Source organism: Lederbergia galactosidilytica, from assembly GCF_017873565.1.
In the GTDB taxonomy this organism is placed as follows: Bacteria; Bacillota; Bacilli; order Bacillales; family Bacillaceae_C; genus Lederbergia; species Lederbergia galactosidilytica.
This window is the reverse complement of sequence record NZ_JAGGKH010000005.1, coordinates 127,306-150,399: the sequence shown is the minus strand read 5'-3', so window position 1 is coordinate 150,399 and position 23,094 is coordinate 127,306. Positions and strand designations below refer to the sequence as shown.

The window sequence follows — 23,094 nt, the reverse complement described above, 5'->3', positions numbered from 1 at the left end:
TTTACTAAAAACAATATATCATATTCGGTAAAATTAATAAATCTTTTTTCGTCAATTTTAATAAAAGTTTTAGTTAAACAAAAAAAGAAGCTGGGTCAGCATGTTATCGCCAAAGAAAAAACCGAACTACTCTCGTGCAAATACCCAACTTTGCAAATATACCTCGTTAGGCAATGCATTGTTCTTCTTTGGAGCTTACCATTTTAGCTATGACCCAGCTTATCGTTATTCCGCTTATTTAAATTGTACTTTTTCTTTCAATTAAACTAGCACCGACATGTATAGTTTTCACGATTCTCCGCTTATCATGTATACGTTCCAATAGTAATTCAACTGCATTTTTACTGATCTCATGAATATCAATATGAAATGTAGTTAGAGGAGGAGAAACATATTTGGCTACACTAATATTATTAATTCCAATTATGCTTACTCTGTTCGGGATCGCAATTTGCTGTTCATTCAATGCTTGCAAACACCCTACTGCGATCGGATCTGATGCAATGAAAAAAGCTGTAGGCAATTGATCTTCCAATTTTAAAATGGCCTTTTTCATTAAGTTATATCCATTTTCAACAGAAAAGCCCCGATTGCGAAAAATGTAATTTTCATTCAACATTCCCTTTTCTTCCATATATCTCCTAAATTTTCGTTCACGAATATCCATTTTTTCCGTATCTGTATTGGGATCATGATAAGTACCACCAATAAAGCCGATTTCCGTATGACCTTTTGATAGAAAATAATCAATTGCTTTCACTGTAATATGAATTAAGTCAGGGCGTACAGAGTCATAATGGTCAGGATCAGGAGTAGAGTCAATAAAAACCCCCGATAATGTGATACTCCTTAAATATTTTAATTCCTCATCCGAAAATCCACCTATTGCAATAAACCCCTCTGTGTCATTTGGGATTTGTTTAATTCCACCAGAAATTTTATAGGTTGTTAATTCAATATTGTACTTTTCTGCCCATTTTTCCACTTCTTCTCTCATTGTTTTAAAATAGACATCTTCTAATTCTTCCTTATCTGTCAACCAATATAAAAAAGCTATATTCTTAATAAGAGGTTGTACAACCTTTTTTCGATAATTTAATGCGTCTGCTGCCTCATAAATTTTTTCTCTCGTTTCTTCTGTAACGGATAGGTTTGCGTCATTGTTTAATACGCGTGACACTGTTGCAATGGAAAAACCAGATTTCTTAGCAACATCCTTAATCGTCGCCAATAAATTTCCCCCCATACTTTTCTGGAATAGTTTATATTAAATTTTCCTACTTCATCTATCATAGGTAAAATAATTTACTTTTATTTTACTATGTTTTTCTACAGCAAACAAGGTATAAATAAACTAGGATTTTATTCCTATATGTTTCCCCCGTGTACTCTCATCTATAATTCCCCAAAATTCTCTAATTTTCCTGCCACGTCTCAGTTTATTATTAAAACTCTCCTCTATTTGTTTTTAGCACCAATACTATTCGTTAGTTTTGATATGAACTATTAAAAGTTCACTAAATGGGTATTATACCTATATAGAATTCACTTGTTTAAAGGATATGGTGAGGAATTCTTTCACTTTAAATTGCCCTAAGGAAAAAATTCTCCCTTAGCGCATAATTTGTGGGGGTGGTTACTTGGACAAGCATGATCATACATCAAACTCACACCGCGGTTGGTTACAGCATAGTTCTACTCAAAGTTTGGATGAAGTAAATAGTTCAATCCGCATACCGGAGAATGGTGGCTTCTGGAGAAAGCTTTTTGCTTTTGCCGGTCCTGGGTCACTTGTAGCTGTAGGGTATGTAGATCCCGGTAACTGGGCTACCTCAATCGCAGGTGGAGCAAGATTTGGTTACACATTACTATCCATTATTCTAATTTCTAATTTAATGGCCATACTCTTACAAACTTTATCCGCTAAACTTGGGATTGTGACAGGACGAGATTTAGCCCAAGCAACAAGAGATGCAACAGGTAAAAAGCTTGCTTTTGTTCTGTGGATTCTAACAGAGCTAGCAATTATCGCAACAGATTTAGCTGAAGTTATTGGGTCAGCCATTGCCTTAAATCTGCTTTTTGGTATCCCTTTGCTGGCTGGTATTTTGATTACAACTTTAGATGTTTTATTACTATTATTATTACAGAAAAAGGGGTTCCGTATCATTGAATCCATTGTGATTGTGTTAATGGTCACGATATTTGGTGTATTCGTATTTGAAGTGATTGCTTCTAAACCAGAGGTTTCTGCTCTTTTAAAAGGATATATACCTGATCCGGAGATTGTTGTGAATCCAGAGATGTTGTTTATTTCACTCGGTATTTTAGGTGCCACTGTAATGCCACATAATCTATACTTACATTCATCGATCGTTCAAACACGGCAATTTAAACGAACAACTCCAGGTAAAAAAGAAGCGATTAAGTTCTCTGTCCTGGACTCCACTTTTTCCTTGACTGTAGCCTTTCTTATTAATTCGGCTATCTTAATTCTCGGTGCCGCAGCTTTTCATGGAAAAGGAATTCAAGTCTCAGAAATTGAAGAAGCCTATCGATTATTAAGCCCGACTGTTGGCGTCGGCATAGCTAGTACTTTATTCGCTGTTGCCCTTTTAGCATCAGGACAGAACTCAACCATAACCGGCACTCTCTCAGGGCAAATTGTAATGGAAGGATTTATACATTTAAAAATTTCTCCTTGGCTTCGGCGTATTATAACGCGGCTAATTGCCGTGGTTCCCGCGTTTGTTGTCACATGGATAGCAGGTTCACGAGGAACAGCTGACCTTTTACTTTGGAGTCAGGTGATTTTAAGCCTACAACTTCCCTTTGCTGTTGTTCCACTTGTTGTCTTTACAAATAGTAAAGACAAAATGGGGGAATTCGCTAACAAACATTGGATAAAAATACTTGCCTGGATCTGCACAGCGATCATCATAGTGTTAAACATATTTTTGATTGTTTATATTGTTGTAACAGGACAGGAGTTGGGATAGCAAATTAGCTATCCTTTTTATTATTAATTGGACACATTAGCGGTCCATTTTGCTGTGGAAAGGAAGATACTAAATGGAGTTTCAACATTAAAGGATGACAACTTTGTCAGCTATAGAATACACCTAGTAGTTCATATTAGAGGGGAAACTTTCAGCGGAACATCAATTAGAACAGAAAAAGAAGGGCAAACCCTCGATCTCAAGAACAATAGAGAGGAAATACCCTTGTAAAAATTAGTTCATTACCTTTTTATACTTTAGGTCAAGTTATGGACAGCAGCCTTATATTGCTCATACCATTTCTCCCATTCTTGTTTCCTTCCCTCCATCCTCCGTCCATCTAATAAAGCACTTATTACCTCAAGACTGACATGCCAACCTGCAAGATCTCGAGGAGTATGCTCCGTTATTGTCCGCATTTTTTCCTTGAGGATACAGTGACAGCCTTCAGACTCTTCATATAGCTCAAAGTGAACTAAATCATCTGCCCATGTAAATTCTAGAATGGTTTTCGGCGAATAAGATGTAATCATCATTTCCTCAAAATTACCATTTTGCATATCAAACTCGATCCTTCCCCCCTCCCGCAGTTCTTTAATCCTTAACTCGGGAAACCAGAGCTTTAACTTATCGTTTTCCCTCAGCATCTCCCATACCATTTCTACCGAATGTTTAAAATGGCGATCAAATTGAGCTGTATAGCCATCATTAACCTGCTTAATTGTCGCTAACAATAGCTCCCCCCCTTTTTTTAAAAATCACATATAGTATTCAGCTTTAAGAAGGATCTGGATATGTTTTCTGTAAAAATAGGACCGTTTCCTGAATAAGCGTTTTTAATACCTCAACATCAATATCAGCTACTTTATTAATATACACACAAGCTTTTCCAGTAGTATGCTTGCCTAACTTCGCTAGTAAACATGCCCTTTCTTCACTCTCCAAAGAAAAGTATAAGCTAATTTTTGCCTTTCTTGGAGAAAAACCAACAAGTGGGGCATCTCCCTCATGGCCTGAGGCATATTTATAATGATATGAACCGAACCCAATAATGCTAGGCCCCCACATTTTTGCTTCATAACCAGTTGTTTCCGTAAAAATCTCTAACAACCGATAGGCATCTTCGCGTTTTTTTAGACTATCAACACTCTCAATAAAATCTAAGACACTGTGATCTGTTTCCAACGTTTTTAATTTATACATTTCCATCCCTCCCTTTCTTTATCAGCTAGCGATTCCCTCAGTATACCATGAAAATTCTTAGAAGCCTCCACTAGCTAAACAGGTAATAATCAGGGTTTGTATCCCTTTTTGCAATGATGCTCTAGCACCGTCGTAAATTCTCTTTCAGTCATGAATCTCTTTTAAAATGCTTGATAAAATGTAAAATCGTTTTAAATAAATTCGTTTGTTTATTTATACCAGATGTAGGGCAATCGCTTTCTGAAGGAATTACCGTTGTTTAATAAAAATTATGTGTAATGTAATTTAGCTTTCGCATACCGTTAACGGAGTATACCCTCACAGGGACCTCGCATATCCATTTGCTAGGATGACTATAATACTTCATATTTTTCACATGACAATCCGAATTTTCGTTAATTTTAGAGAAATTTAGTTGAATAAATTTATCCTAAGGAGAAAACATAAATTTAATTAACTTTTTGAAGCGGAGTGAATCTATTTCATCATGGTCCATATAATTATGCTTGCTACATTAATATTGCCTTGGTTCACTTTATTTTTCAGCAATCCGGAAGAACGGAAAAGGTATATGCCTGTCACTATTTTCACTTCATTACTAATGACCATCATCTTTCAAATTGCTTATACGTATGAATGGTGGATCTTACATAAGCAGATCGTTCCATGGGGTTATATGATTGACGTTAGCTTCGCTTATGGTATTTTCGCTGTCGGTACTTTTTGGATATTCAAATTCACATCACAAAAATTCCCATTATATGCAGCATTAAATTTAATCACAGATGCATTCATGGCTTTTATCGTACTGCCTTTATTAAATGTTTTAGGGATTGCTACATATAAAAACATCTTACCATGGCAATACTTTTTGGTAATTTTTGTGCTTTCATTTATTATTTACATTTATCACAAGTGGCAACAAAGAATATATAAATCTGATTAATTTTCTAGCTTAAATAAAATATTAATATAAATTGAACTTTTTAATATCAAAAAAGGCAAGGGAGAGAAACTGCTTTCCCTCACTTGCCATTTTTTGATATCTTTTAACTTGCTTAAATCGGGGCTGGTTTATCTGTAACTTCTGGCTGCACAAGAGAGTGTTGTTCCCAAGCCCGGCTGCGCCAACGGAAGAAAAAGATTAGCGCTCGCGTCCATTCATCTGCGGCAATAGCTAACCAAATACCTGCAAGGCCCAAATCCAAATGAAATACTAAGAAGTATCCTAGTGGTAAGCTCATTAGTACCATCGAAAACGAACCAATAAAGAGTGGATATTTCGCATCACCAGAAGCACGTAAGGAATTCACAAGTACCATATTAATCGAACGCCCAGTTTCGAGGATGATACTTAATAGTAATACAGATTCACCTAATTCAATAACTTGAGGATTATCTGTAAAAACCCCCATTAACGGTTTACGGAAAATCATTACCCAGATAACCATTCCGAACGTAATACTAGCTGACCACTTTACGCTGCTCCATACCCGTGTATAAGCTAGATCCTTTTCATTCCCTCCAACTAGTCGACCAACAATAATAGATGTCCCCATCCCGATTGCAATCGCAAATAAATACGTGAACATAGAAATATTCATTGCATACTGCCGTGCTGCTAATGACTCGGCACCGAGGAATGTTGCATAGTAGAGAAACATTAATTGACAGCCTTGATACATGACTTGTTCAAAAGCTGATGGAACACCAATTTTTAAGATTTTCATGACATATTCCTTCGATAAAGTCATGTAATAGCTAATTTTGATTCGTACATCCAAAGCTTGATATAAAAGCCAAAAGAAAACTAAAAGTGCTATAAAACGACTTACAACAGAAGAAATCGCTGCTCCCTGTACTCCTAATTCAGGAAAACCAAATTTTCCAAAGATCAATACATAGTTACCAGCAATATGGATAATATTCATCCCTAACGATACAAACATAGCTTGCTTCGTCCAGCCATGCACTCGAATAATCGCAGCTAACGAATTAATAATGGCTTGAAGGAAAATCGCTCCCCCAACTATGCCCAAATAATGTGTGGCATAATACAGGACATCACCTTGTAAATTCATTGCCACCATCATATGTTTAGAAAAGATAAGAAATCCGACGCTAATTGCGATCCCAACAAGCAAGTTTAATGTAACTGCCAACGCGGAAATCTTCGCTGCTTCTTTATATCTTTTTGAACCGAGATATTGGGAAACGACGATAGCCGCTCCATTCCCGACGACTTCTAATATTAAAATGGCGATTTGCAAATACTGGTTCGCTGCGCCTACACCAGAGACGGCATCATCTGATAGTGAACTCAGCATTAATGTATCTGCGATCCCCATAAACATAAATAAAAAGACCTCTAAAAAAATGGGCCAAGTAAGATGCAATAAATGAAGTTGTTTACCGTTCGCATGTGTTCTCTCCATTGTCATCCGCCCTCCTTTTCATATTCAAACAAGAGGTATCTTACCACCAAAATCTACGGTTGACTAGAGGGGATTTTATTCTTTTTAAGAGAATTATTATTAGCGAATGAAGATTTTTGTCAAGATATTGAGAAAATAGAGAAGACTACTAGACTTGTTACCTGCAGATATTCTTTTCCGATTTTATAAAAGGTCTTTACATAACAGGGTTATTAAGGTCTAATTTAGATAGACATTATTGTAGGGAGGGGGGATTCTTGTTGTCTCCATATTTATTTGCAATTGCTTCGATTATTGCAGTACTTAGCATGGTGATCACGTTCAAAATTCACTTGGATAAACTAAAAGTGAACCCAGAAAAACGGGCGGAAATACAAACAAAATTTTTTATTGGCGTTGCAATAAGCGAAGTCATCCCACTTATACTAGTGGTGAGTGGGTTTGCGACTATGCAACCAATTCAAGATATGAGCGTTTTATTCGTCCCATTCCTTTTCATTCTATTTTCTATTTTAATTGGCCCTAGTTTTATTTTTCTTCAAACAAAGGTGGATGTTACTGAGGATATGAAAAGTATTGTCATGTCCTTTGCTATGATTGCCCTCTCTTTAACTATGAGCATCCCCATCGTTTCCTTAGTAGGGCTATTTATCCAAATGCCTTAATAAAAAGCAGGTGGGATCGAATTGCCCCCAATTGTTTGACATAGTTTAGCAATTGAGGACTCTTTAGGCAAATCCCCCTGCTTTGTCGCTATATTAAATTCTTTTCCGCCGATATATTAAAGCTAGCAATCCAACAACAAGGAGAACCCCAAGAAGAATTACATACCAACTAGATAATGTACGCTTTTCATGTATCCCTTCTTGTTCATCCTCTTGCTCTTCTGTTAGATCAAGCTGTTCTCTTGGTGCTTGCCCTTCATCTAAACTAGCTAAGTCTTCTTCTAAAAGACGAAGTTCATTTGTTCGATCACATATAACGGTCGATAATGCTTTTTCTACATACATATCTGACTCATATGCATAAACTAAGTACTCTTGCCCCTCTTTAAAAGCAAAACCACAGTCCCCACCACCTAGACCCGTCGTAATGATTACCTGTGTTTCGTTTACGCCCTTCCAAGTTTGAATCACTTGAAATAAAATAGATTTATAGTTAAATCCGGCTGAATTTGTTTTTTCTCTTATATCTATTACTTTCCCAGAGAAGACAGCCGTCGAGCGTTCAAATTCTTCTTCTACTCCTGGCAACTCAGCACAAGAACAAGCTTGTGCCGGGATTGGAGACAAGTGTAGAAAGCTAAACAGACTAAGTAGTAGCAAAAGCGGTCCCCATTTTTTCACCGCTTCCTCCCCTTTTCAATAAGCTTTCAGTTAACATTCAACAAAAACGTTTGAAAACCTTTTATTTGTTTTAGAGATGGGCGAAGAAATGGATTTAGACTTTAAGCCTTTGAGCTTATTTTTTCTGTTCTAGTTTGAAAATTGACATCTTGATAATACGTGTTTTTTACAAGCAAGTTTGGGCCTAAACATTTAACAGCAGGACAATGACAGTTCAACGATTTTGCTGTCTTTGTCTCCATCCATGTGTCATAAGCTTCGAGCAGAGAAGTTGTTTGTACATTTCCTAAAGATGGCTCATCTCCGAAGTCTGTTACAATAATTTCACCATTAAATATATTTACATTAAGCCGTGAACGTCCATCTGGATCATTTCTAATTGTCACATTTTCGGATTGATACAACCGTTTTAACAGTGTGAGGTCTTCCTCGGAGGCACTACATGGATAAAAAGGGAGAGTCCCAAACATCATCCAAACAGATGGATCACGATGATCCAATAGTCTCTCAATCGCTGTTCTCATTTCAGCTAAAGTCAATGTTTCTAGTTTACTAGCAAAATCAACAGGGTACATAGGATGAATTTCATGGCGTGCACAGCCCATCTCGACTACTTCATTATGGATTTTTTCAAGATAAGGAAAAGTCCGCTTGTTTAACATCGTTTCTGCGGCAACTAACACCCCGGCTTCAGAAAGCGCCTTAGCATTGGTAAACATTTGTTTTAAATATTGGCCTCGATGTTCCCTAGAAGGCTTACGTTCCATATTCGCAAAACCTACATCTACAAATTCATCTTCCGTTCCCCAGTTATGAGAAATATGCATTACATCTAAGTAAGGGATGATCGATTCATAGCGGCTAAATGGGAGAGTTAAATTTGAATTTACTTGCGTCCTTACTCCTCGATTATGCGCATATTCCAATAGCGGCTGTACATATTCTCTCACTGACTTCTTGGACATCATTGGCTCTCCACCTGTAATACTTAGAGTGCGAAGATGCGGAATTTCATCAAGGCGTTTTAACAATAATTCAATTGTTAATGCATCAGGGTCGCGGTCCTGCAATGTGTAGCCAACTGCACAATGGGCACAGCGCATATTACACAATGTTGTTGTTGTAAATTCAATATTAGATAACACCATTTCTCCAAATTCATTTACATCCATATAAGCTTCCCAAGGATCATAGGCAGCTGTAATGGGTTGTAACTTTTCCTTTATATTCATTGCTGACATCCTTTCCATACATAAGCGGCTAATTCATCTTAGCCGCTCAAAAAGTAGATCATTCTCTGTTTATCCTATCTTTATTCGAAATGATCTAGGTTTTATTCTCTTTCCCATTAACGGGATGCTCTTTTTTGAAATATACTTTGGGCTACATGAGCCAACCCACTATGCCCTTGACCTTCGATTCTCTCAACCTCTCCTACATAAAAGTGATGAATGAAGTAATCTGAAAACTGAGCTAATAATGTGCCAGGATCGCAAAGAAACTCTCTTTCCTTAGGCCCTCCCGTTCCATAATCAAGCTGTTCCTTCGTGTATAATTCACTTACATAATAACCACCTGGTTTCAATGCTTTACGAATTCCTGCCATTGTCCTTGTAAAAACAGGAGGCGGAAAATGCCCGAATATATGTATAATGGCATCCCATTCTTCCTCTTCCCATACTACATCAGTTAAATCATGCCATTCTGTTTTAACAACCACGCCTCGATCTTCAGCCAATTTCTTCGTCTTTTCAATTCCAGATTGGGCAAAGTCCCATGCCGTTACATCATATCCTTTAGATGCTAGAAAGACCGAATTCCGTCCCTCTCCCTCTGCAATACAAAGGATCTTCCCTTTAGGCAATCTCTGTTCCGCTTGCACTAAGAATAAATTGGGCTCTTTCCCATAAAAATATTCCTCCGTTGAAAATCGTTCATGCCATTTTGAATTCATTTTAGGGGCCTCCTTTATTTACATATTTCTATTTTAACATAAGCTATAATCAGACCTAACACCTTTGTCTCCATTAATAATTCCCATTGAGGAAAGGATTATTATAAAAATATAGTGAGTAAAGACTATTCATAACTAAGTATGGAAGTCTATAGAGCAATGATGATATGAACGCTAGTAACTCTCATATATAACTTCTATTATATTGTCCATTCTGACTATTCTTTAGTAATTCTATAGGGTAGTTTCACTCCCTTTTCACAAAAAGGTAAAAAGTTATTCTTGCTTTTTTCGGAAATATATACTAAAGTATAAATCATTAAACCTTTCAAAAAATTAATATGATTCTTTTCTTATCCAGAGAGACGGAGGGATTTGGCCCTTGGATGTCTCAGCAACCGGCCTTCTTTAGGCAATGGTGCTAATTCCAATAGGTTTTTTAAACCTTGAAGATAAGAAGTTCGTTTTCAATGATGAAGACCTTCTTATTACTAGAAGGTCTTCATTTTTTTGAATTTAGCCTAACCCTGAGAAGCAAATGGTACATGGGCCCGACGTTATTACGAAGAGGTGTTGGCTGAGAGCAACGCTATTCTAAATTACTATCTTAGAAAAGGATGAAGATTATGCCAGTCAATGATATTGAAACAAAACTTGCACAACTAGGAAACCGCACAGACGAAAAAACTGGTGCTATCAATCTACCTATTTATTTATCCACTGCTTTTGAACATCAAGGACTTGGTCTTTCCACTGGGTATGATTATTCTAGGACAAAAAACCCTACCCGTTCCGTTTTAGAAGCAGGGATGGCTGATCTTGAATCAGGTGATGCCGGATTTGCTTGTAGCTCGGGGATGGCGGCAATCCAGTTAGCCTTATCCCTATTCCGATCAGGCGACGAAATTATTGCCTGTGCTGATTTATACGGTGGCACATATCGCTTACTTAAACAATACGAAGAATCCTACCAAATTCGTACAGTATATTCTGAGTTTAATGATATCGATGATACGGAAAAGTTAATCACACCGCAAACAAAGGCATTGCTTATTGAGACACCAACAAATCCACTTATGCAAGAAATTGATATTGAGGAATACGGAAAGCTTGCCAAGAAACACCAACTATTACTAATCGTAGATAATACCTTTCTAACGCCATATTATCAACGTCCACTTGAACTTGGAGCTGATATTGTTGTCCATAGTGCAACGAAATATATTGGCGGACATAATGATGTCGTTGCTGGGATTGTAGTAGCAAAGGGAGAAAAAATTTGCGAGCGTCTTGCTACAAATCATAATGCCGCAGGTGCTATCTTATCCCCGCTGGATTCTTGGCTACTTGTAAGAGGATTAAAAACTCTTCATCTCAGAATGGAAAAACATACAGAAAACGCTAAGAAAATTGTAACTTATTTAGAGAATGAACCTTTTGTCACTAATGTTCTTTATGCGGGAAAAGGTGGGATGATTTCTTTCAGGATTAAGGATAGCGAGTGGGTAGATCCCTTCTTGCAAAACTTAAAAATTATCGCTTTTGCCGAGAGTTTAGGAGGAGTTGAAAGTTTTATAACATATCCTACTACACAAACACATGCCGATATTCCGTTAGAAGAGCGATTAAGTAGAGGCGTAGACGAATGTTTATTACGCTTTTCAGTTGGTGTAGAGAAGGCAGATGATCTAATCACCGATGTAAAACAAGCTTTTAAAGCCGCGAGTCAATCACTTATTAATAGATAATTTAAAATATCAAAGCTAAGAGGGAGAGAAATAACCATGACAACCATCACAAAAACAAAGGCTCCATTCAGAGCCGACCATGTTGGAAGTTTATTACGACCAGATAGCATTCATCAAGCACGAAAAGATTTTAAAGATGGAACGATTACAGCGGAACAATTACATGAAATTGAAACAGAAGAAATTAAACACATTGTTGATAAACAAATTGAAGTAGGCCTCGAACTTGTTACAGATGGAGAGTTTAGACGCCGTTTCTGGCATACGGATTTCCAAGAACATCTCAATGGAATTGAGGGCTATGTACCTGAGGTTGGATACATTTTTCATGGTGAAGAAGAAACGGAGAGATACAATGTACGAAATACGGGAAAAATCTCTTTTAACACTGACCATCCTCATGTTAAAGAGTTCATTGAATTTAATAAAATTGTTGACGGACGTGCCGTTGCTAAACAAACTATTCCAAGTCCAAACCAATTATTCAACGAAGGTATTCGTGATGTAACGATTTATCCAGATATCGAAGACTATGCCAAAGATGTTATTCAAACTTATCGGGATGCACTTAAGGCCTTTTATGATGCTGGCTGTCGCTATCTACAATTTGATGATGTCTACATCGCCGGCTTATCTTCACCAGATATCCCTTTTAACGATGGAGAGTTTTCAAGAGAATATTTAATTGACTTAGCTTTACGAGTAGTCAATGAAGTATTGGAAGGGAAACCGGAGGACCTTATTGTAACTACACATCTATGTCGTGGAAATTACCGCTCAAACTGGGCCTTCGAAGGAAGCTATGCTTTAATTGCTCCTACCCTATTCGCTAAGGAAAAAGTGAATGGCTTCTTCCTAGAATATGATGATGATCGTTCAGGAGATTTCAAACCACTCGATCATATTCCAAATGGTGGAGCGCGTGTTATACTGGGACTCATAACTTCCAAAAATGGCGAGTTAGAAGATCGCGATACAATTATTGCCAGAATTAAAGAGGCTTCACAGTACGTTCCATTGGAGCAACTATGCCTAAGTCCACAATGTGGATTTGCCTCCACTCACCATGGAAACAAATTGACGGAAGAGCAACAATGGGAAAAGCTGAAATATATTGTAGATATCGCTAAAGAAGTTTGGGGATAAAGTGAAGTTTGATCAGTGGGGACTCCATCCCCACTGATTTAAAGAATAAATTCGCGTCCTTGGTTAAAACGTCTCTGTAATCACCGGTCATGGTCAAGTAGGGTAACATGATCATCAAGCCTTTTTTTAGAACAAATAAGAAGTGCTTGATATTTTGCTGTACCCCTCTTATGCTTTTTCCATAATTTTGGGGACAGTCACTCTTCTCGCTGTGCCACTTTTTTGCACTTCCCTGCAAAAACAAGACCGATCATATATTTTTGCAGTTCTTCTTAAAAGTTTTTCCGATCAATATAAATATTAACGGAAAGTCTTCCTCAATAATCACCTCTCAGGCAGAATTCCATTCATTTTTTATACGCTTACTTTAAAAATCAGATTTCATACCGATATTAAATATAATAGACAATGTATGAGGGAGAGAGTCATTTGTTAGGGAAATGGTATAGTACAGGGTTATCGCTTGCCCATCAAATGAATCGTCATTTAACAGTATCCCAACGCTCACTTGAGCGTATTTCGACAGGATTGAGAATTAACCGTGCTGCTGATGATCCCGCTGGCCTGGCGATTTCTGAAAAAATGCGTGCACAAATTCGAGGTTTACAGACAGCCGGCAGGAATATTCAAGATGGCATTTCGATGCTGCAAACGGCCGAAGGCGCATTAAACGAAACCCACTCTATCCTCCAAAGAATGCGCGAGTTGAGTGTTGAGGCAGCCAATGACACATTAACAGATACAGATCGTAAAGCACTTTCAATTGAATTTGATCAATTGAAAGAAGAGATTAGTCGAATTGCGCGTGACACCGAATTTAATACAATGCCACTATTAAATGGGGAAAAAGGTACTTTTCATATCCAAGCTGGAGCAAATGCAGGGCAAACGATTGAGCTATCTTTTGGAAATATGAGTGCGACGGCCCTAGGATTAGATGATATCTCCATTGAAGACAGAGACAAGGCTAATGATGCCATGGAAGCCCTCGACAAAGCAATCCAAACGGTTTCTTCTGAACGCTCTAAAATGGGGGCTTATACGAATCGCTTAGAACATGCCTACAACAATGTTTCCACTATGGAGGAAAATCTTGTGGCGGCAGAATCGAGAATTCGTGATGCTGATTTAGCGAAGGAAATGATGGATTATACGAAGGCAATGATTTTATTGCAAGCGAATCAATATGTCATGCGTCTTCATATGCAGCAGGCCTATTCAATCTTAAAACTGCTCGAGCCACCATCAACTCGCTACTATTAATAAAAATTCATTAGCCATTGAAATACAGACAAATTCAAACAAAAAAGATGCAAAAAAGCTTGTTTTGCTCTTTCGCATCTTTTCTTCATTATTCTTCTGAAGGAAGTCCCATTTCCTCCTGTACAACAGCAACAATTCGATTCGCAAATGCTACACTGTCTTCTTCCGTCGCAGCCTCTACCATTACTCGCACAAGTGGTTCTGTTCCAGATGGACGCACTAGTATACGACCATTTCCATTCATATCTGCTTCAACTGCTTCTATGGCCGCTTTAACTTTCTCATTATCTGTTACATGGTATTTATCCTTCACACGTACATTGATCAGTGTTTGCGGGAACTTATTCATACCCTTTGCTAATTCAGATAATGGCTTGCCTGTTAGCTTCATAATATTCACAAGCTGAAGACCAGTCAAAAGGCCGTCCCCTGTTGTATTATAATCCAAGAAAATGATATGCCCTGACTGTTCTCCACCCAAATTATAGCCATGCTTTTTCATCTCTTCCACAACATAACGGTCACCAACAGCTGTTTGAACACTCTGGATTCCTAGTTCTTCTAGCCCTTTATAATAGCCAAGATTACTCATTACTGTTGAAACAACTGTAGAATGTTGCAAGCGTGCTTCCTCTTGCAAATGCTTCGCGCAAATATAGAGGATATAATCCCCATCTACAACTTGTCCATTTTCATCAATCGCAATAATGCGGTCACCATCTCCATCAAACGCTAACCCGATATCTGCTCCTTTTTCTTTCACAAAGGCACTCAAGGCTTCGGGATGGGTTGAACCCACTCCATCATTGATATTGAGACCATTTGGTGATGCTCCCATTGTCGAGATATCTGCATCTAAATCCGCAAATAGATGTGTGGCCAATGAAGAGGTCGAACCATTAGCACAATCTAATGCAATATGTATATCCGTAAAATCTTCGTCCACTGACTGCTTTAAGAATTGTAGATACTTTTGTCCACCTTCAAAGTAGTCGTTCACAACTCCTAATGCCGCTCCTGTAGGCCGAGGTAAGTCATCCCCAGCATCTAATAATTGCTCAATTTCACTCTCTTGTTCATCTGATAATTTAAATCCATCCGGACCGAAAAACTTAATGCCATTATCGGCAACAGGATTATGAGAAGCAGAAATCATGATTCCCGCCTGTGCTCCTAATACTTTTGTTAAATAAGCGACTCCAGGGGTCGTAATAACCCCTAGACGCATAACTTCGGCGCCAATTGATAATAATCCAGATACAAGGGCACCTTCTAGCATATGGCCTGAAACCCGGGTATCTCGGCCGATGAGAATTTTAGGGCGTTCCGTTTGGTTAGCCAAAACATAGCCACCGAATCTTCCCAACTTAAATGCTAATTCTGGCGTAAGTTCACTATTTGCAACCCCTCTTACTCCATCAGTTCCAAAATATTTACCCATTCTGATTCTCGCTCCTTCTTAAGAAAAGTGGTTTACCCATTTTCTTTATCTCTTATTCGCACTTTTACTTTCTTTTGTGATAGTTCCCATTCAATGTTTTTAGGCGCTTCAACTGCAAGTTCAATATCATGAGTTCCCGCGCTAAGACCAGCTAAATCCATGATTACATGAAATTGACCTTCCTTAGCATTCTCTAAATCCTTTTCCTCACCAAACACTTTTAACATAACTGAATCTTTTGCTGGTGATAAAAGTTCAAACTCCATTCCTTCTTTCAGCCCATTTTCCTCGATCGGAATTTCATCAAAAGTTTTCTCATGCTTTTTCTTATCCGCTGTTACTTTAACCTGAATATTTTCGGGAGTAATTTTATTTACACCTACCGGCTTTTCGACAGGTACTTCAATTTCAGTATCTTCATGTATATTACTTATATCCACAGATACCTCTAACTCATCGATATCTTTTAAAACCTCAGTGGTTCCAAATATCATCACTTCAGGGGTAACAGTGCTTACAGCTTTAATATCAATTCCCTCGGGAGCCTCTCCCTCTTTATTAATTTTGATTGGGACATTTTTCCGCGGATTTGTAATAGGTATCGTTACAGAAACTGTTTCCGGCTCTACAATTACACTTAATTTATTCAAATCTCGGTCGAGGACTGTGACGCGTGCTTCCCTTTTAATCGTGTCATTAATAAGACCACTGGCATCGATCGTCGCTTTTACATAGGAGATTCTTTCAATAATATCCTTTGCTCCAGTGATTTTAACAGTTTTCGGCTTTACTTCTGGTTGTTCTGCCTCAAAGCCTTCAGCCAAAATGCTCCTGTTGAACTCAGCTTCCACTCTGAAGTCTTCTGTTACTTTTTCTTGCAAATTAATTTCAGTGTAAGATGGATCAATCGTCACCTTTAATTTATCGGAAATATCCTTATATAAAATTGGAACCCGATGTTTCCCAATTTCTAAATTTGAGAGATCCACATAGATTGTAAAATCACGTTGCCTCTTTGCAGCCTCAACGAATCTCCTTTGCCCTTCCAATTTTACTTCAACTGTTTCTGGAACACCAGAAACAACTAGATTTTCGGAATCATAATATATTTCAACGGGAACATCCACAATTGTATCTACATCACTGTTCTCCATACTATTAGGTGTAGAGCTATTGTTCTTGCCCCCAATATCATTAGCTGTAACGAAAAGAAAAATGGCTAGCAACAAAGCGATAATACGAACAAACCAAGGGTTCTCCATAAAATTATCCATTCTTTGGCTTCTCCCTTCTCTTCCAGATTGATGGGGAGGATGCTTTCGACTTAGGATCATCAATAAGCTCATTCATTAAAATTTCCTTAAACTTTTCATTCGATAAATCACGAAGTAGCTCGCCGTTTTTTGTCACAGATACATCACCTGTTTCCTCTGAAACGACAATGGTCAAACTATCCGTTACCTCACTAATCCCCAATGCTGCTCTATGTCTCGTTCCAAGTTCTTTGGAGATGAACGGACTTTCCGATAGAGGTAAATAACAAGCTGCCGCAGCTATCTTTGTTTTTTGTATAATTACAGCTCCATCATGCAAAGGTGTATTCGGGATAAAAATATTAATTAAAAGTTCATGAGTTAAGTTAGAATTCATTAGAATTCCTGTTTCGATATAGTCTCCCATTCCGGTTTCCTTTTCAATCGAAATCAGGGCACCGATCCGCCTTTTCGCCATGTAATTCGTTGCGTTTATAATCGCATCAACTCGATGTTTTTGCTCTTCTTCTTCTTGAATTCCACTCCTAGCAAAAAACTTCCCTCTTCCTAATTGTTCCAAGGCACGTCTCAACTCTGGTTGAAAAATAATTATGATTGCTAGAAATCCCCATGTAATGACCTGCTCCATCATTAAACTTAATGTATTTAAATGGAAAAAATCGCTAAATAATTTTACTATAATAATAACAAAAATACCTTTAAGTAACTGAACAGCTTTTGTTCCACGTATAACCATGATTAATTTATAGACAACAAACCAAACAAGAAAAATATCAACGATTTGCGATAAATATTTTAGGATGGGAAGGTCGGCAAACGGCATTATCTTTCCTCCATCTGTTTATTCAAAATGGTGTATATTCTCAATTATTACTATGTATTATAGCCTATACATTATAACATACATTATTTGCTAATCTCCATTATCCACATCAATGATTAGCCTATTTTTTATTCATCAAAAAGAATGGGACTGCTGATCCAGCAACAGTCCCATTTAATCACTTTCAAACAGATGAACGATTTTCTTTCCGCCCATTTTCATTTTGTACCAAAGCCATTCAAATAATTCATTAATTTCTTCTACATCTCCCGTAATATTTCCGGCAGATGCCATGTATTTCTCGCCATTAATGACGGTCACATTCCCCTTTACTTCCCCTTCAATTCGGATATCACCATTCTTCACAGTGATATCTCCATCTACAACTTTTCCCTCTGGCACAATAACGGTAGTATTTTCAACAACAAGATTGGATTGTTTTGTCACCGAAAACCGTTGATCATCACTCCACATACTAAACATACTTCCAGCCATCAAAATAAGGAAGAGCGAGGCTGCGACAAGAATGGGGTGATGACGGAACCAACGCTTAACACCTGCACTACTTTTCTCTTTAGGAAGATTAGCCATCACATTACTAGCAAAGTTGTTTGAAGGTTGTAAATTGGATGGACTCTGTATATAAGCAATAGTTCTTTTTAACTCATGAAAATGAGTTTGGCAACTAGAACATTGCTGTAAATGATTTTTTAAAATTTGCTCCTTCTCGTAAGGCAGGTCACCATCTAAGTAATCATGCATATAGAGAACGATCTCTTCAGGACACGCCTTCAATTTCCTTCTCACCTTTCCTACAAATTGTTCAGCTGTTTACGAAGCGCCTCACGCGCCCGATGGATTCGCGTCTTCACTGTTCCTAGCGGCATTTCCAAAACTTCACTTATTTCATTCAGTGAAAGCTCATCAATATATCTTAGAATAACAACGATCCTGTACTTATCGGGTAATCTCATTATTTCCCGTTGAACAAGTTCTTGTAGCTCTAACGTCTCCACTTCAGAATCAGGAGATTTTCCTTCAGCCGCAATTTGCGAGTACATGGTCAGGCCCTCTGTCCCTGCCACCTCTGCATCAAGAAAATAATCGGGCTTCTTTTTGCGAATCCGGTCAATACAAAGATTTGTGGCAATCCGATATAACCATGTTGAAAATTTCTTCTTCTGATCGAAACTATGAATATTGACATATGCTCGGACAAAAGCTTCCTGAGCAATATCTTCTGCCTCATGCCGATTCCCCAACATTCGATAACATAACTGGAACACCTTATCTTTAAATAATTCTACGATTTCGCCAAACGCTTCCCGATCACCTTTTAAAACCTCTTTGATCCGTTGCTTGATAATCAAATCCATCCCTAATTTACCCCCCGCTCATGCGGTTATCCATGTATACGTTTCTCGCGAAAAAAGGTTTCAAACTAAAATTAAAAAAAACACCTTTTTCCACATTTATTAAATATAGACACACATTACCCTTATAGTACCAAATTTATTGCTACTTGTTTAATTTTATCTAAAATCGGGAATACAAGAAATAACAAAGAAACGTATAGGAAGGTGTTACTATGGGAAGGAGAGCAGATTTATTAAATAAAATTGAAGAGCAGAGACAACATATGATCGAACTTGGATTGACCTTTTCCTTCGCAGACGAACGAGTCGTTCACATCAGCGATCAATTAGACAAGCTTCTAAATAAATATCACGCTCTAACAACAAATATAGACGAGTAACAATCTTTCATAGATTGTTACTCGTCTATATTTATATAATGAATTTTTCAGGAAAATAGTAAAAATCGAAGTTCAATCAAACTAGTCATAGACTTTTAAAAGACCTTTTAGAAAGCAAAAAAGCCTTGAAACTTTTCAAGACAGCTTTTAAATGGTGAGCCATGCAGGATTCGAACCTGCGACCCTCTGATTAAAAGTCAGATGCTCTACCGACTGAGCTAATGGCTCATGGCTGGGCTAGCTGGATTCGAACCAACGAATGACGGAGTCAAAGTCCGTTGCCTTACCACTTGGCTATAGCCCAACGATGATATATGTATCTTACCCAAATGAGTAAAAAATATTCATAAAATAAAAAAATGGTGGTGGGGGACGGATTCGAACCGCCGAACCCTGAGGGAGCGGATTTACAGTCCGCCGCGTTTAGCCACTTCGCTACCCCACCAAAACCATATATCTACCTATTTATAAATAGGAGTGGAGGATGACGGGTTCGAACCGCCGACCCTCTGCTTGTAAGGCAGATGCTCTCCCAGCTGAGCTAATCCTCCATGAAAATTGTGATGAGCGGCGCATTTCTGCGTCAACTCTTTCGATCGGTCGGTCACGTACCAGTTGTACGTTCTCTCCCGCTCTCTCTCGTTTCCTTGCCCTGCTTGCTCCTCCCAATTTTCGGGATTTGCGGTGAGCGGCGCATTTCTGCGTCAACTCTTTCAATCAGTCGGTCACGTACCAGTTTGTACGTTCTCTCCTGCTCTCTCTCGTTTCCTTGCCCTGCTTGCTCCTCCCAATTTTCGGGATTTGCGGTGAGCGGCGCATTTCTGCGTCAACTCTTTCAAATTTAATGTTTTTAAAAGTTGGTGACCCCTACGGGATTCGAACCCGTGTTACCGCCGTGAAAGGGCGGTGTCTTAACCGCTTGACCAAGGGGCCAATCTATTTAAAAATGTGAGACAGGCTTTTTACGACCCAAAAAAGAGTATAGTTGAAAATGAGAATATAGTCAAGCGAAAAAACGAAATTTTTATTTTCAAAAAATACCCCCTGCAATTTAGCCCTTTTTTGGTTCATTTCTATGCACGATTATCACTATGAACTACAGTGTTTCAATCATGATTAATCAAGCTTAATTAGTCTTTATTGCATAGATCCGCAAGACCAAGCTTTGCCTAGGATGCAATTAACCATTTTATTTAAAAAACATAAAATGATCTAGGGAGGAGTTTGTGGATGGCTAATTTTATGGAGAGTTTCCTACAGGAAATGATGATCTTATATGGGATTGCTATTTTAGGTTTCTTGACAAGAAAGAAGGAAATATTAAATAAACATGCAACAACTGTATTAACCCAATTAATTCTCTACATCACTTTGCCCTCCCTTATTTTATTTTCATTAAATTTGACCTTTTCTTTCTCAATGATCAAACAGTTTATTTGGCTTATATCCATGTCATTCATTGCCATGATTTTAGCCATGCTTTTATCGGCCTGGATGAGGAAACAGGCAAAACTTCCTGAACAACAAAAAAAGGTATACGAGAGTTTAATCCTTTTCGGAAATCAAGGGTTTATTGGTTATGCTGTCATTTATGCTCTTTTTCATGAACAAGGCATTATTTATTTAACCATTTTTAATATATTTTATCTTATTCTCATTTGGACGTATGGAATTTATCTATTTACGAAAGATGCGAAGAAGATTGATTGGAATAAGATTTTTTTAAATCCAGGAATATTATCAACCATTTTGGGGTTATTCCTCTTATTTTCCCCACTACATCTCCCTGAAAAACTTGCAACAAATATTGAAAGTATCGGCAAAATGACAATCCCCTTATCTATGCTTGTTATCGGCTGCTTAATTGCAGATGCCCAGAGTAACAACTTATTTTCCATGCTGAAAAATCAGTATATATGGAAATCTGCAATAGCAAAGTTAATTATTATTCCTTTATTATTACTACCCTTTTATTTTACTGCACCTCCTTTCCCCCTGCTTGCTACAGCTGTCATCGTTTCCGGGATGCCTTCTGCCTCCACTATTTCTCTTTATGCGCAAAAATATGGAGCAGATAGCCACTTTGCTTCAATCGGTATTCTCGTCACGACGCTATTAAGTGTTTTGACAGTACCGCTGCTTTATATAATAATGGTAGCCCTGTACAAGTAATTGGCGTTCAGTTATAAAATGAAGACAAAAAAATCTCTCATGAGGAACAAGCTTTTACCAAAAGATTTTTGATGCAACTTTTAGGGAGTAAGACAGGTAATCGGGGTTTATTAACATGTGTTGGTGACTCATTTGTAAGTTTTAAAGTAGATCAGATACCGATAAGAAAAATGTAACAATCGAGAAGAATTAAAAAGAGGGCGGTAATTTTATCTATACAATGAAATAAGTTTTCTAGAGAACGGTTCGACTCCCTTGTTGTATGTTTGTTGCTTCCTAATGCGATAAGGTTAGCCGTAAAGATGTCGGCAAAAACGCATTACACAAAGTAAGACGCGACTCTCTCGTTAATGGAGAATCGCGTCTTATCAATGCTTGTAAGGTAAGCTTCCAACCGGGCTTGAACCGGTGACCTCATCCTTACCATGGATGCACTCTACCAACTGAGCTATGGAAGCATGGCTCCGCAGGTAGGATTCGAACCTACGACCGATCGGTTAACAGCCGATAGCTCTACCACTGAGCTACTGCGGAATAAATTAATCAATAGACATTTTCTATTATAACCAATTTTATATTTTTTTCAAGCCTTTTTATTTTTACCATTCTTCACGATTTAATCATAACAGCCGACTCTTCCTGCATAAATTAGATAATGGACGGGCATGAGGAGGAGAAAAGATGAATTTCTTTTTAGCTGTTAATGGGCGGAAAGTAAAACAAGGAATGTTTGTTGTCCTAATCTCATTTTTTACGGCTCTATTATTTTTCTCCCAATCCTCTTTATATATTCCTGTATTGAGCACTAAAGACGGTCCAAAGGCAATATATAAAGGAGAGAAAGGGATTGGCTTAACCTTCAATATTGGGTGGGGAGATGTACAGGCTGAGCCAATACTAGACATTTTAGAGGAGAAAGAAGTAAGATCAGCGACCTTTTTCTTATCAGGGGCCTGGGCAGAGAAACACCCTGATACTGTCAAACGGATTGTCGATTTAGGCTATGAAATAGGAAGCCTTGGCTACGCTTATGAGGATTATACTGAATTGGAAGATGAAAGAGTGAAAAGAGATATTTTAAAATCGATTGAGATTTTAAAAAAGCAGGATATTAAAGAAGTGACACTTTTGCGTTCCCCAACAGGTCATTTTGATGAACGAACACTAAAAATAGCAGATCAGTTAGGGTTAACAGTTGCCCACTGGAGCGTAAATTCACAAGACTGGAAAAACCCAGGGACGAAGGAAATTATCGAAAATGTGAAAAAGGCAAAAAAGGGAGATATTATTCTGATGCATGCTTCAGATGCTGCAACACAAACAGCTGAAGCATTACCTGAAGTCTTATCGATCTTAAAAGAAAAGGATGAGTTAGTAAATTTATCTGTTCTCATTACAAACGGCAATGTCAAAACAAAACTTGTCCCATGAACAAAAATGTAGGCGCCCGTTTTGAGCATGAGCATTGAAGGTTATCATAAGGAAGAAATCTAGGCATTAAAATTAGATTTGATTGTGACATACAATAAATAAT

General features: G+C 37.9%; 21 protein-coding genes, 7 tRNA genes and 1 riboswitch. Of the genes, 9 read left to right on the top strand and 19 right to left on the bottom strand.

The features are described from left to right. Positions 1–238: 238 nt before the first annotated feature. Positions 239–1,231, bottom strand: coding sequence for a LacI family DNA-binding transcriptional regulator (locus tag J2Z23_RS06945; protein WP_064468358.1), 993 nt, complete (start codon positions 1,229–1,231; stop codon positions 239–241). A 409-nt stretch (positions 1,232–1,640) separates the two neighbouring features. On the opposite strand from J2Z23_RS06945, the gene J2Z23_RS06940 reads away from it, so the two are divergent. Then, positions 1,641–2,999: an Nramp family divalent metal transporter gene (locus J2Z23_RS06940; RefSeq protein WP_057984422.1), complete on the top strand. Its 1,359-nt coding sequence runs from the start codon at positions 1,641–1,643 to the stop codon at positions 2,997–2,999. A 257-nt stretch (positions 3,000–3,256) separates the two neighbouring features. Here J2Z23_RS06940 and J2Z23_RS06935 read toward each other — a convergent pair whose 3' ends face one another. Together J2Z23_RS06935 and J2Z23_RS06930 are read right to left on the bottom strand one after the other, a co-directional pair. Beyond that, on the bottom strand, positions 3,257–3,733 hold the full coding sequence (locus J2Z23_RS06935) for an SRPBCC family protein (protein WP_209973551.1): 477 nt from the start codon (positions 3,731–3,733) through the stop codon (positions 3,257–3,259). A gap of 43 nt (positions 3,734–3,776) precedes the next feature. After that, the gene (locus tag J2Z23_RS06930) at positions 3,777–4,202 is read right to left on the bottom strand and encodes a DUF1801 domain-containing protein (protein ID WP_209973549.1); all 426 of its coding nucleotides are present in this window, start codon (positions 4,200–4,202) and stop codon (positions 3,777–3,779) included. A 487-nt stretch (positions 4,203–4,689) separates the two neighbouring features. Here J2Z23_RS06930 and J2Z23_RS06925 point away from each other — a divergent pair, with 487 nt between their 5' ends. Then, entirely contained in the window at positions 4,690–5,148 is a 459-nt protein-coding gene (locus J2Z23_RS06925; protein ID WP_057984416.1) for a hypothetical protein, read from the top strand. Positions 5,149–5,260: 112 nt separating this feature from the next. Here J2Z23_RS06925 and J2Z23_RS06920 read toward each other — a convergent pair whose 3' ends face one another. Further along, a complete protein-coding gene (locus J2Z23_RS06920; protein WP_209973547.1) occupies positions 5,261–6,643 on the bottom strand; it encodes an MATE family efflux transporter in 1,383 nt (460 codons plus the stop codon). 254 nt (positions 6,644–6,897) lie between these two features. Here J2Z23_RS06920 and J2Z23_RS06915 point away from each other — a divergent pair, with 254 nt between their 5' ends. Continuing rightward, on the top strand, positions 6,898–7,302 hold the full coding sequence (locus J2Z23_RS06915) for a hypothetical protein (RefSeq protein WP_238456161.1): 405 nt from the start codon (positions 6,898–6,900) through the stop codon (positions 7,300–7,302). A 93-nt stretch (positions 7,303–7,395) separates the two neighbouring features. Here the strand turns inward: J2Z23_RS06915 and J2Z23_RS06910 are convergent, their stop codons facing one another. The 3 genes from J2Z23_RS06910 to J2Z23_RS06900 all read right to left on the bottom strand — a co-directional run bounded on the left by J2Z23_RS06910 (position 7,396) and on the right by J2Z23_RS06900 (position 9,937). Next, positions 7,396–7,983: a hypothetical protein gene (locus tag J2Z23_RS06910; protein ID WP_057984410.1), complete on the bottom strand. Its 588-nt coding sequence runs from the start codon at positions 7,981–7,983 to the stop codon at positions 7,396–7,398. A 101-nt stretch (positions 7,984–8,084) separates the two neighbouring features. After that, positions 8,085–9,215 carry a radical SAM/CxCxxxxC motif protein YfkAB gene (gene yfkAB, locus J2Z23_RS06905; protein WP_064468354.1) on the bottom strand — a complete coding sequence of 377 codons (1,131 nt, stop codon included), beginning with the start codon at positions 9,213–9,215 and terminating at the stop codon, positions 8,085–8,087. Positions 9,216–9,331: 116 nt separating this feature from the next. Continuing rightward, positions 9,332–9,937: a class I SAM-dependent methyltransferase gene (locus J2Z23_RS06900; protein ID WP_057984406.1), complete on the bottom strand. Its 606-nt coding sequence runs from the start codon at positions 9,935–9,937 to the stop codon at positions 9,332–9,334. 350 nt (positions 9,938–10,287) lie between these two features. Continuing rightward, positions 10,288–10,396: riboswitch (SAM riboswitch) on the top strand. A gap of 167 nt (positions 10,397–10,563) precedes the next feature. Here J2Z23_RS06900 and J2Z23_RS06895 point away from each other — a divergent pair. The 3 genes from J2Z23_RS06895 (at position 10,564) to J2Z23_RS06885 (ending at position 14,094) form a co-directional block, all read left to right on the top strand. Further along, positions 10,564–11,685, top strand: a complete 1,122-nt coding sequence (locus tag J2Z23_RS06895; RefSeq protein WP_057984404.1) for a methionine biosynthesis PLP-dependent protein — start codon at positions 10,564–10,566, stop codon at positions 11,683–11,685. A 36-nt stretch (positions 11,686–11,721) separates the two neighbouring features. Then, the gene (locus J2Z23_RS06890) at positions 11,722–12,831 is read left to right on the top strand and encodes a 5-methyltetrahydropteroyltriglutamate--homocysteine S-methyltransferase (protein ID WP_205634424.1); all 1,110 of its coding nucleotides are present in this window, start codon (positions 11,722–11,724) and stop codon (positions 12,829–12,831) included. A gap of 429 nt (positions 12,832–13,260) precedes the next feature. Then, a complete protein-coding gene (locus tag J2Z23_RS06885) occupies positions 13,261–14,094 on the top strand; it encodes a flagellin N-terminal helical domain-containing protein (RefSeq protein WP_057984400.1) in 834 nt (277 codons plus the stop codon). Positions 14,095–14,182: 88 nt separating this feature from the next. Here J2Z23_RS06885 and glmM read toward each other — a convergent pair whose 3' ends face one another. The 5 genes from glmM to sigW all read right to left on the bottom strand — a co-directional run bounded on the left by glmM (position 14,183) and on the right by sigW (position 19,008). Beyond that, positions 14,183–15,535: a phosphoglucosamine mutase gene (glmM, locus tag J2Z23_RS06880; RefSeq protein ID WP_064468353.1), complete on the bottom strand. Its 1,353-nt coding sequence runs from the start codon at positions 15,533–15,535 to the stop codon at positions 14,183–14,185. A 32-nt stretch (positions 15,536–15,567) separates the two neighbouring features. Beyond that, entirely contained in the window at positions 15,568–16,809 is a 1,242-nt protein-coding gene (locus tag J2Z23_RS06875) for a CdaR family protein (RefSeq protein WP_057984396.1), read from the bottom strand. Continuing rightward, positions 16,802–17,632: a diadenylate cyclase CdaA gene (gene cdaA / locus J2Z23_RS06870; protein WP_057984394.1), complete on the bottom strand. Its 831-nt coding sequence runs from the start codon at positions 17,630–17,632 to the stop codon at positions 16,802–16,804. Before cdaA ends, J2Z23_RS06875 begins: the two co-directional genes overlap by 8 nt. 174 nt (positions 17,633–17,806) lie before the next feature. Next, the gene (locus J2Z23_RS06865; RefSeq protein WP_082881362.1) at positions 17,807–18,427 is read right to left on the bottom strand and encodes an anti-sigma factor family protein; all 621 of its coding nucleotides are present in this window, start codon (positions 18,425–18,427) and stop codon (positions 17,807–17,809) included. A 17-nt stretch (positions 18,428–18,444) separates the two neighbouring features. Continuing rightward, the gene (gene sigW, locus J2Z23_RS06860) at positions 18,445–19,008 is read right to left on the bottom strand and encodes an RNA polymerase sigma factor SigW (protein WP_057984392.1); all 564 of its coding nucleotides are present in this window, start codon (positions 19,006–19,008) and stop codon (positions 18,445–18,447) included. 212 nt (positions 19,009–19,220) lie between these two features. Between sigW and J2Z23_RS06855 the strand changes: the two genes are divergently transcribed. Continuing rightward, positions 19,221–19,388 carry an aspartyl-phosphate phosphatase Spo0E family protein gene (locus J2Z23_RS06855; RefSeq protein ID WP_082881361.1) on the top strand — a complete coding sequence of 56 codons (168 nt, stop codon included), beginning with the start codon at positions 19,221–19,223 and terminating at the stop codon, positions 19,386–19,388. 152 nt (positions 19,389–19,540) lie between these two features. Here the strand turns inward: J2Z23_RS06855 and J2Z23_RS06850 are convergent. The 5 genes from J2Z23_RS06850 to J2Z23_RS06830 all read right to left on the bottom strand — a co-directional run bounded on the left by J2Z23_RS06850 (position 19,541) and on the right by J2Z23_RS06830 (position 20,321). Then, positions 19,541–19,616 (bottom strand) — tRNA-Lys (locus tag J2Z23_RS06850). A 1-nt stretch (position 19,617) separates the two neighbouring features. After that, positions 19,618–19,692 (bottom strand) — tRNA-Gln (locus J2Z23_RS06845). A 56-nt stretch (positions 19,693–19,748) separates the two neighbouring features. Beyond that, positions 19,749–19,833: transfer RNA gene (locus J2Z23_RS06840), tRNA-Tyr, on the bottom strand. Positions 19,834–19,866: 33 nt separating this feature from the next. Then, a tRNA-Val gene (locus J2Z23_RS06835) sits at positions 19,867–19,939 on the bottom strand. A gap of 307 nt (positions 19,940–20,246) precedes the next feature. Beyond that, positions 20,247–20,321 (bottom strand) — tRNA-Glu (locus J2Z23_RS06830). A 297-nt stretch (positions 20,322–20,618) separates the two neighbouring features. Between J2Z23_RS06830 and J2Z23_RS06825 the strand changes: the two genes are divergently transcribed. Next, complete coding sequence (locus J2Z23_RS06825) at positions 20,619–21,560, top strand: AEC family transporter (RefSeq protein WP_238482645.1); 942 nt, start codon at positions 20,619–20,621, stop codon at positions 21,558–21,560. Positions 21,561–21,945: 385 nt separating this feature from the next. On the opposite strand, the gene J2Z23_RS06820 is transcribed toward J2Z23_RS06825, so the two are convergent. Both J2Z23_RS06820 and J2Z23_RS06815 read right to left on the bottom strand, forming a co-directional pair. Beyond that, positions 21,946–22,018: transfer RNA gene (locus J2Z23_RS06820), tRNA-Thr, on the bottom strand. Position 22,019: 1 nt separating this feature from the next. Beyond that, positions 22,020–22,094, bottom strand: a tRNA-Asn gene (locus tag J2Z23_RS06815). Positions 22,095–22,241: 147 nt separating this feature from the next. On the opposite strand from J2Z23_RS06815, the gene J2Z23_RS06810 reads away from it, so the two are divergent. After that, complete coding sequence (locus J2Z23_RS06810; protein ID WP_057995624.1) at positions 22,242–22,991, top strand: polysaccharide deacetylase family protein; 750 nt, start codon at positions 22,242–22,244, stop codon at positions 22,989–22,991. Positions 22,992–23,094: the final 103 nt, after the last annotated feature.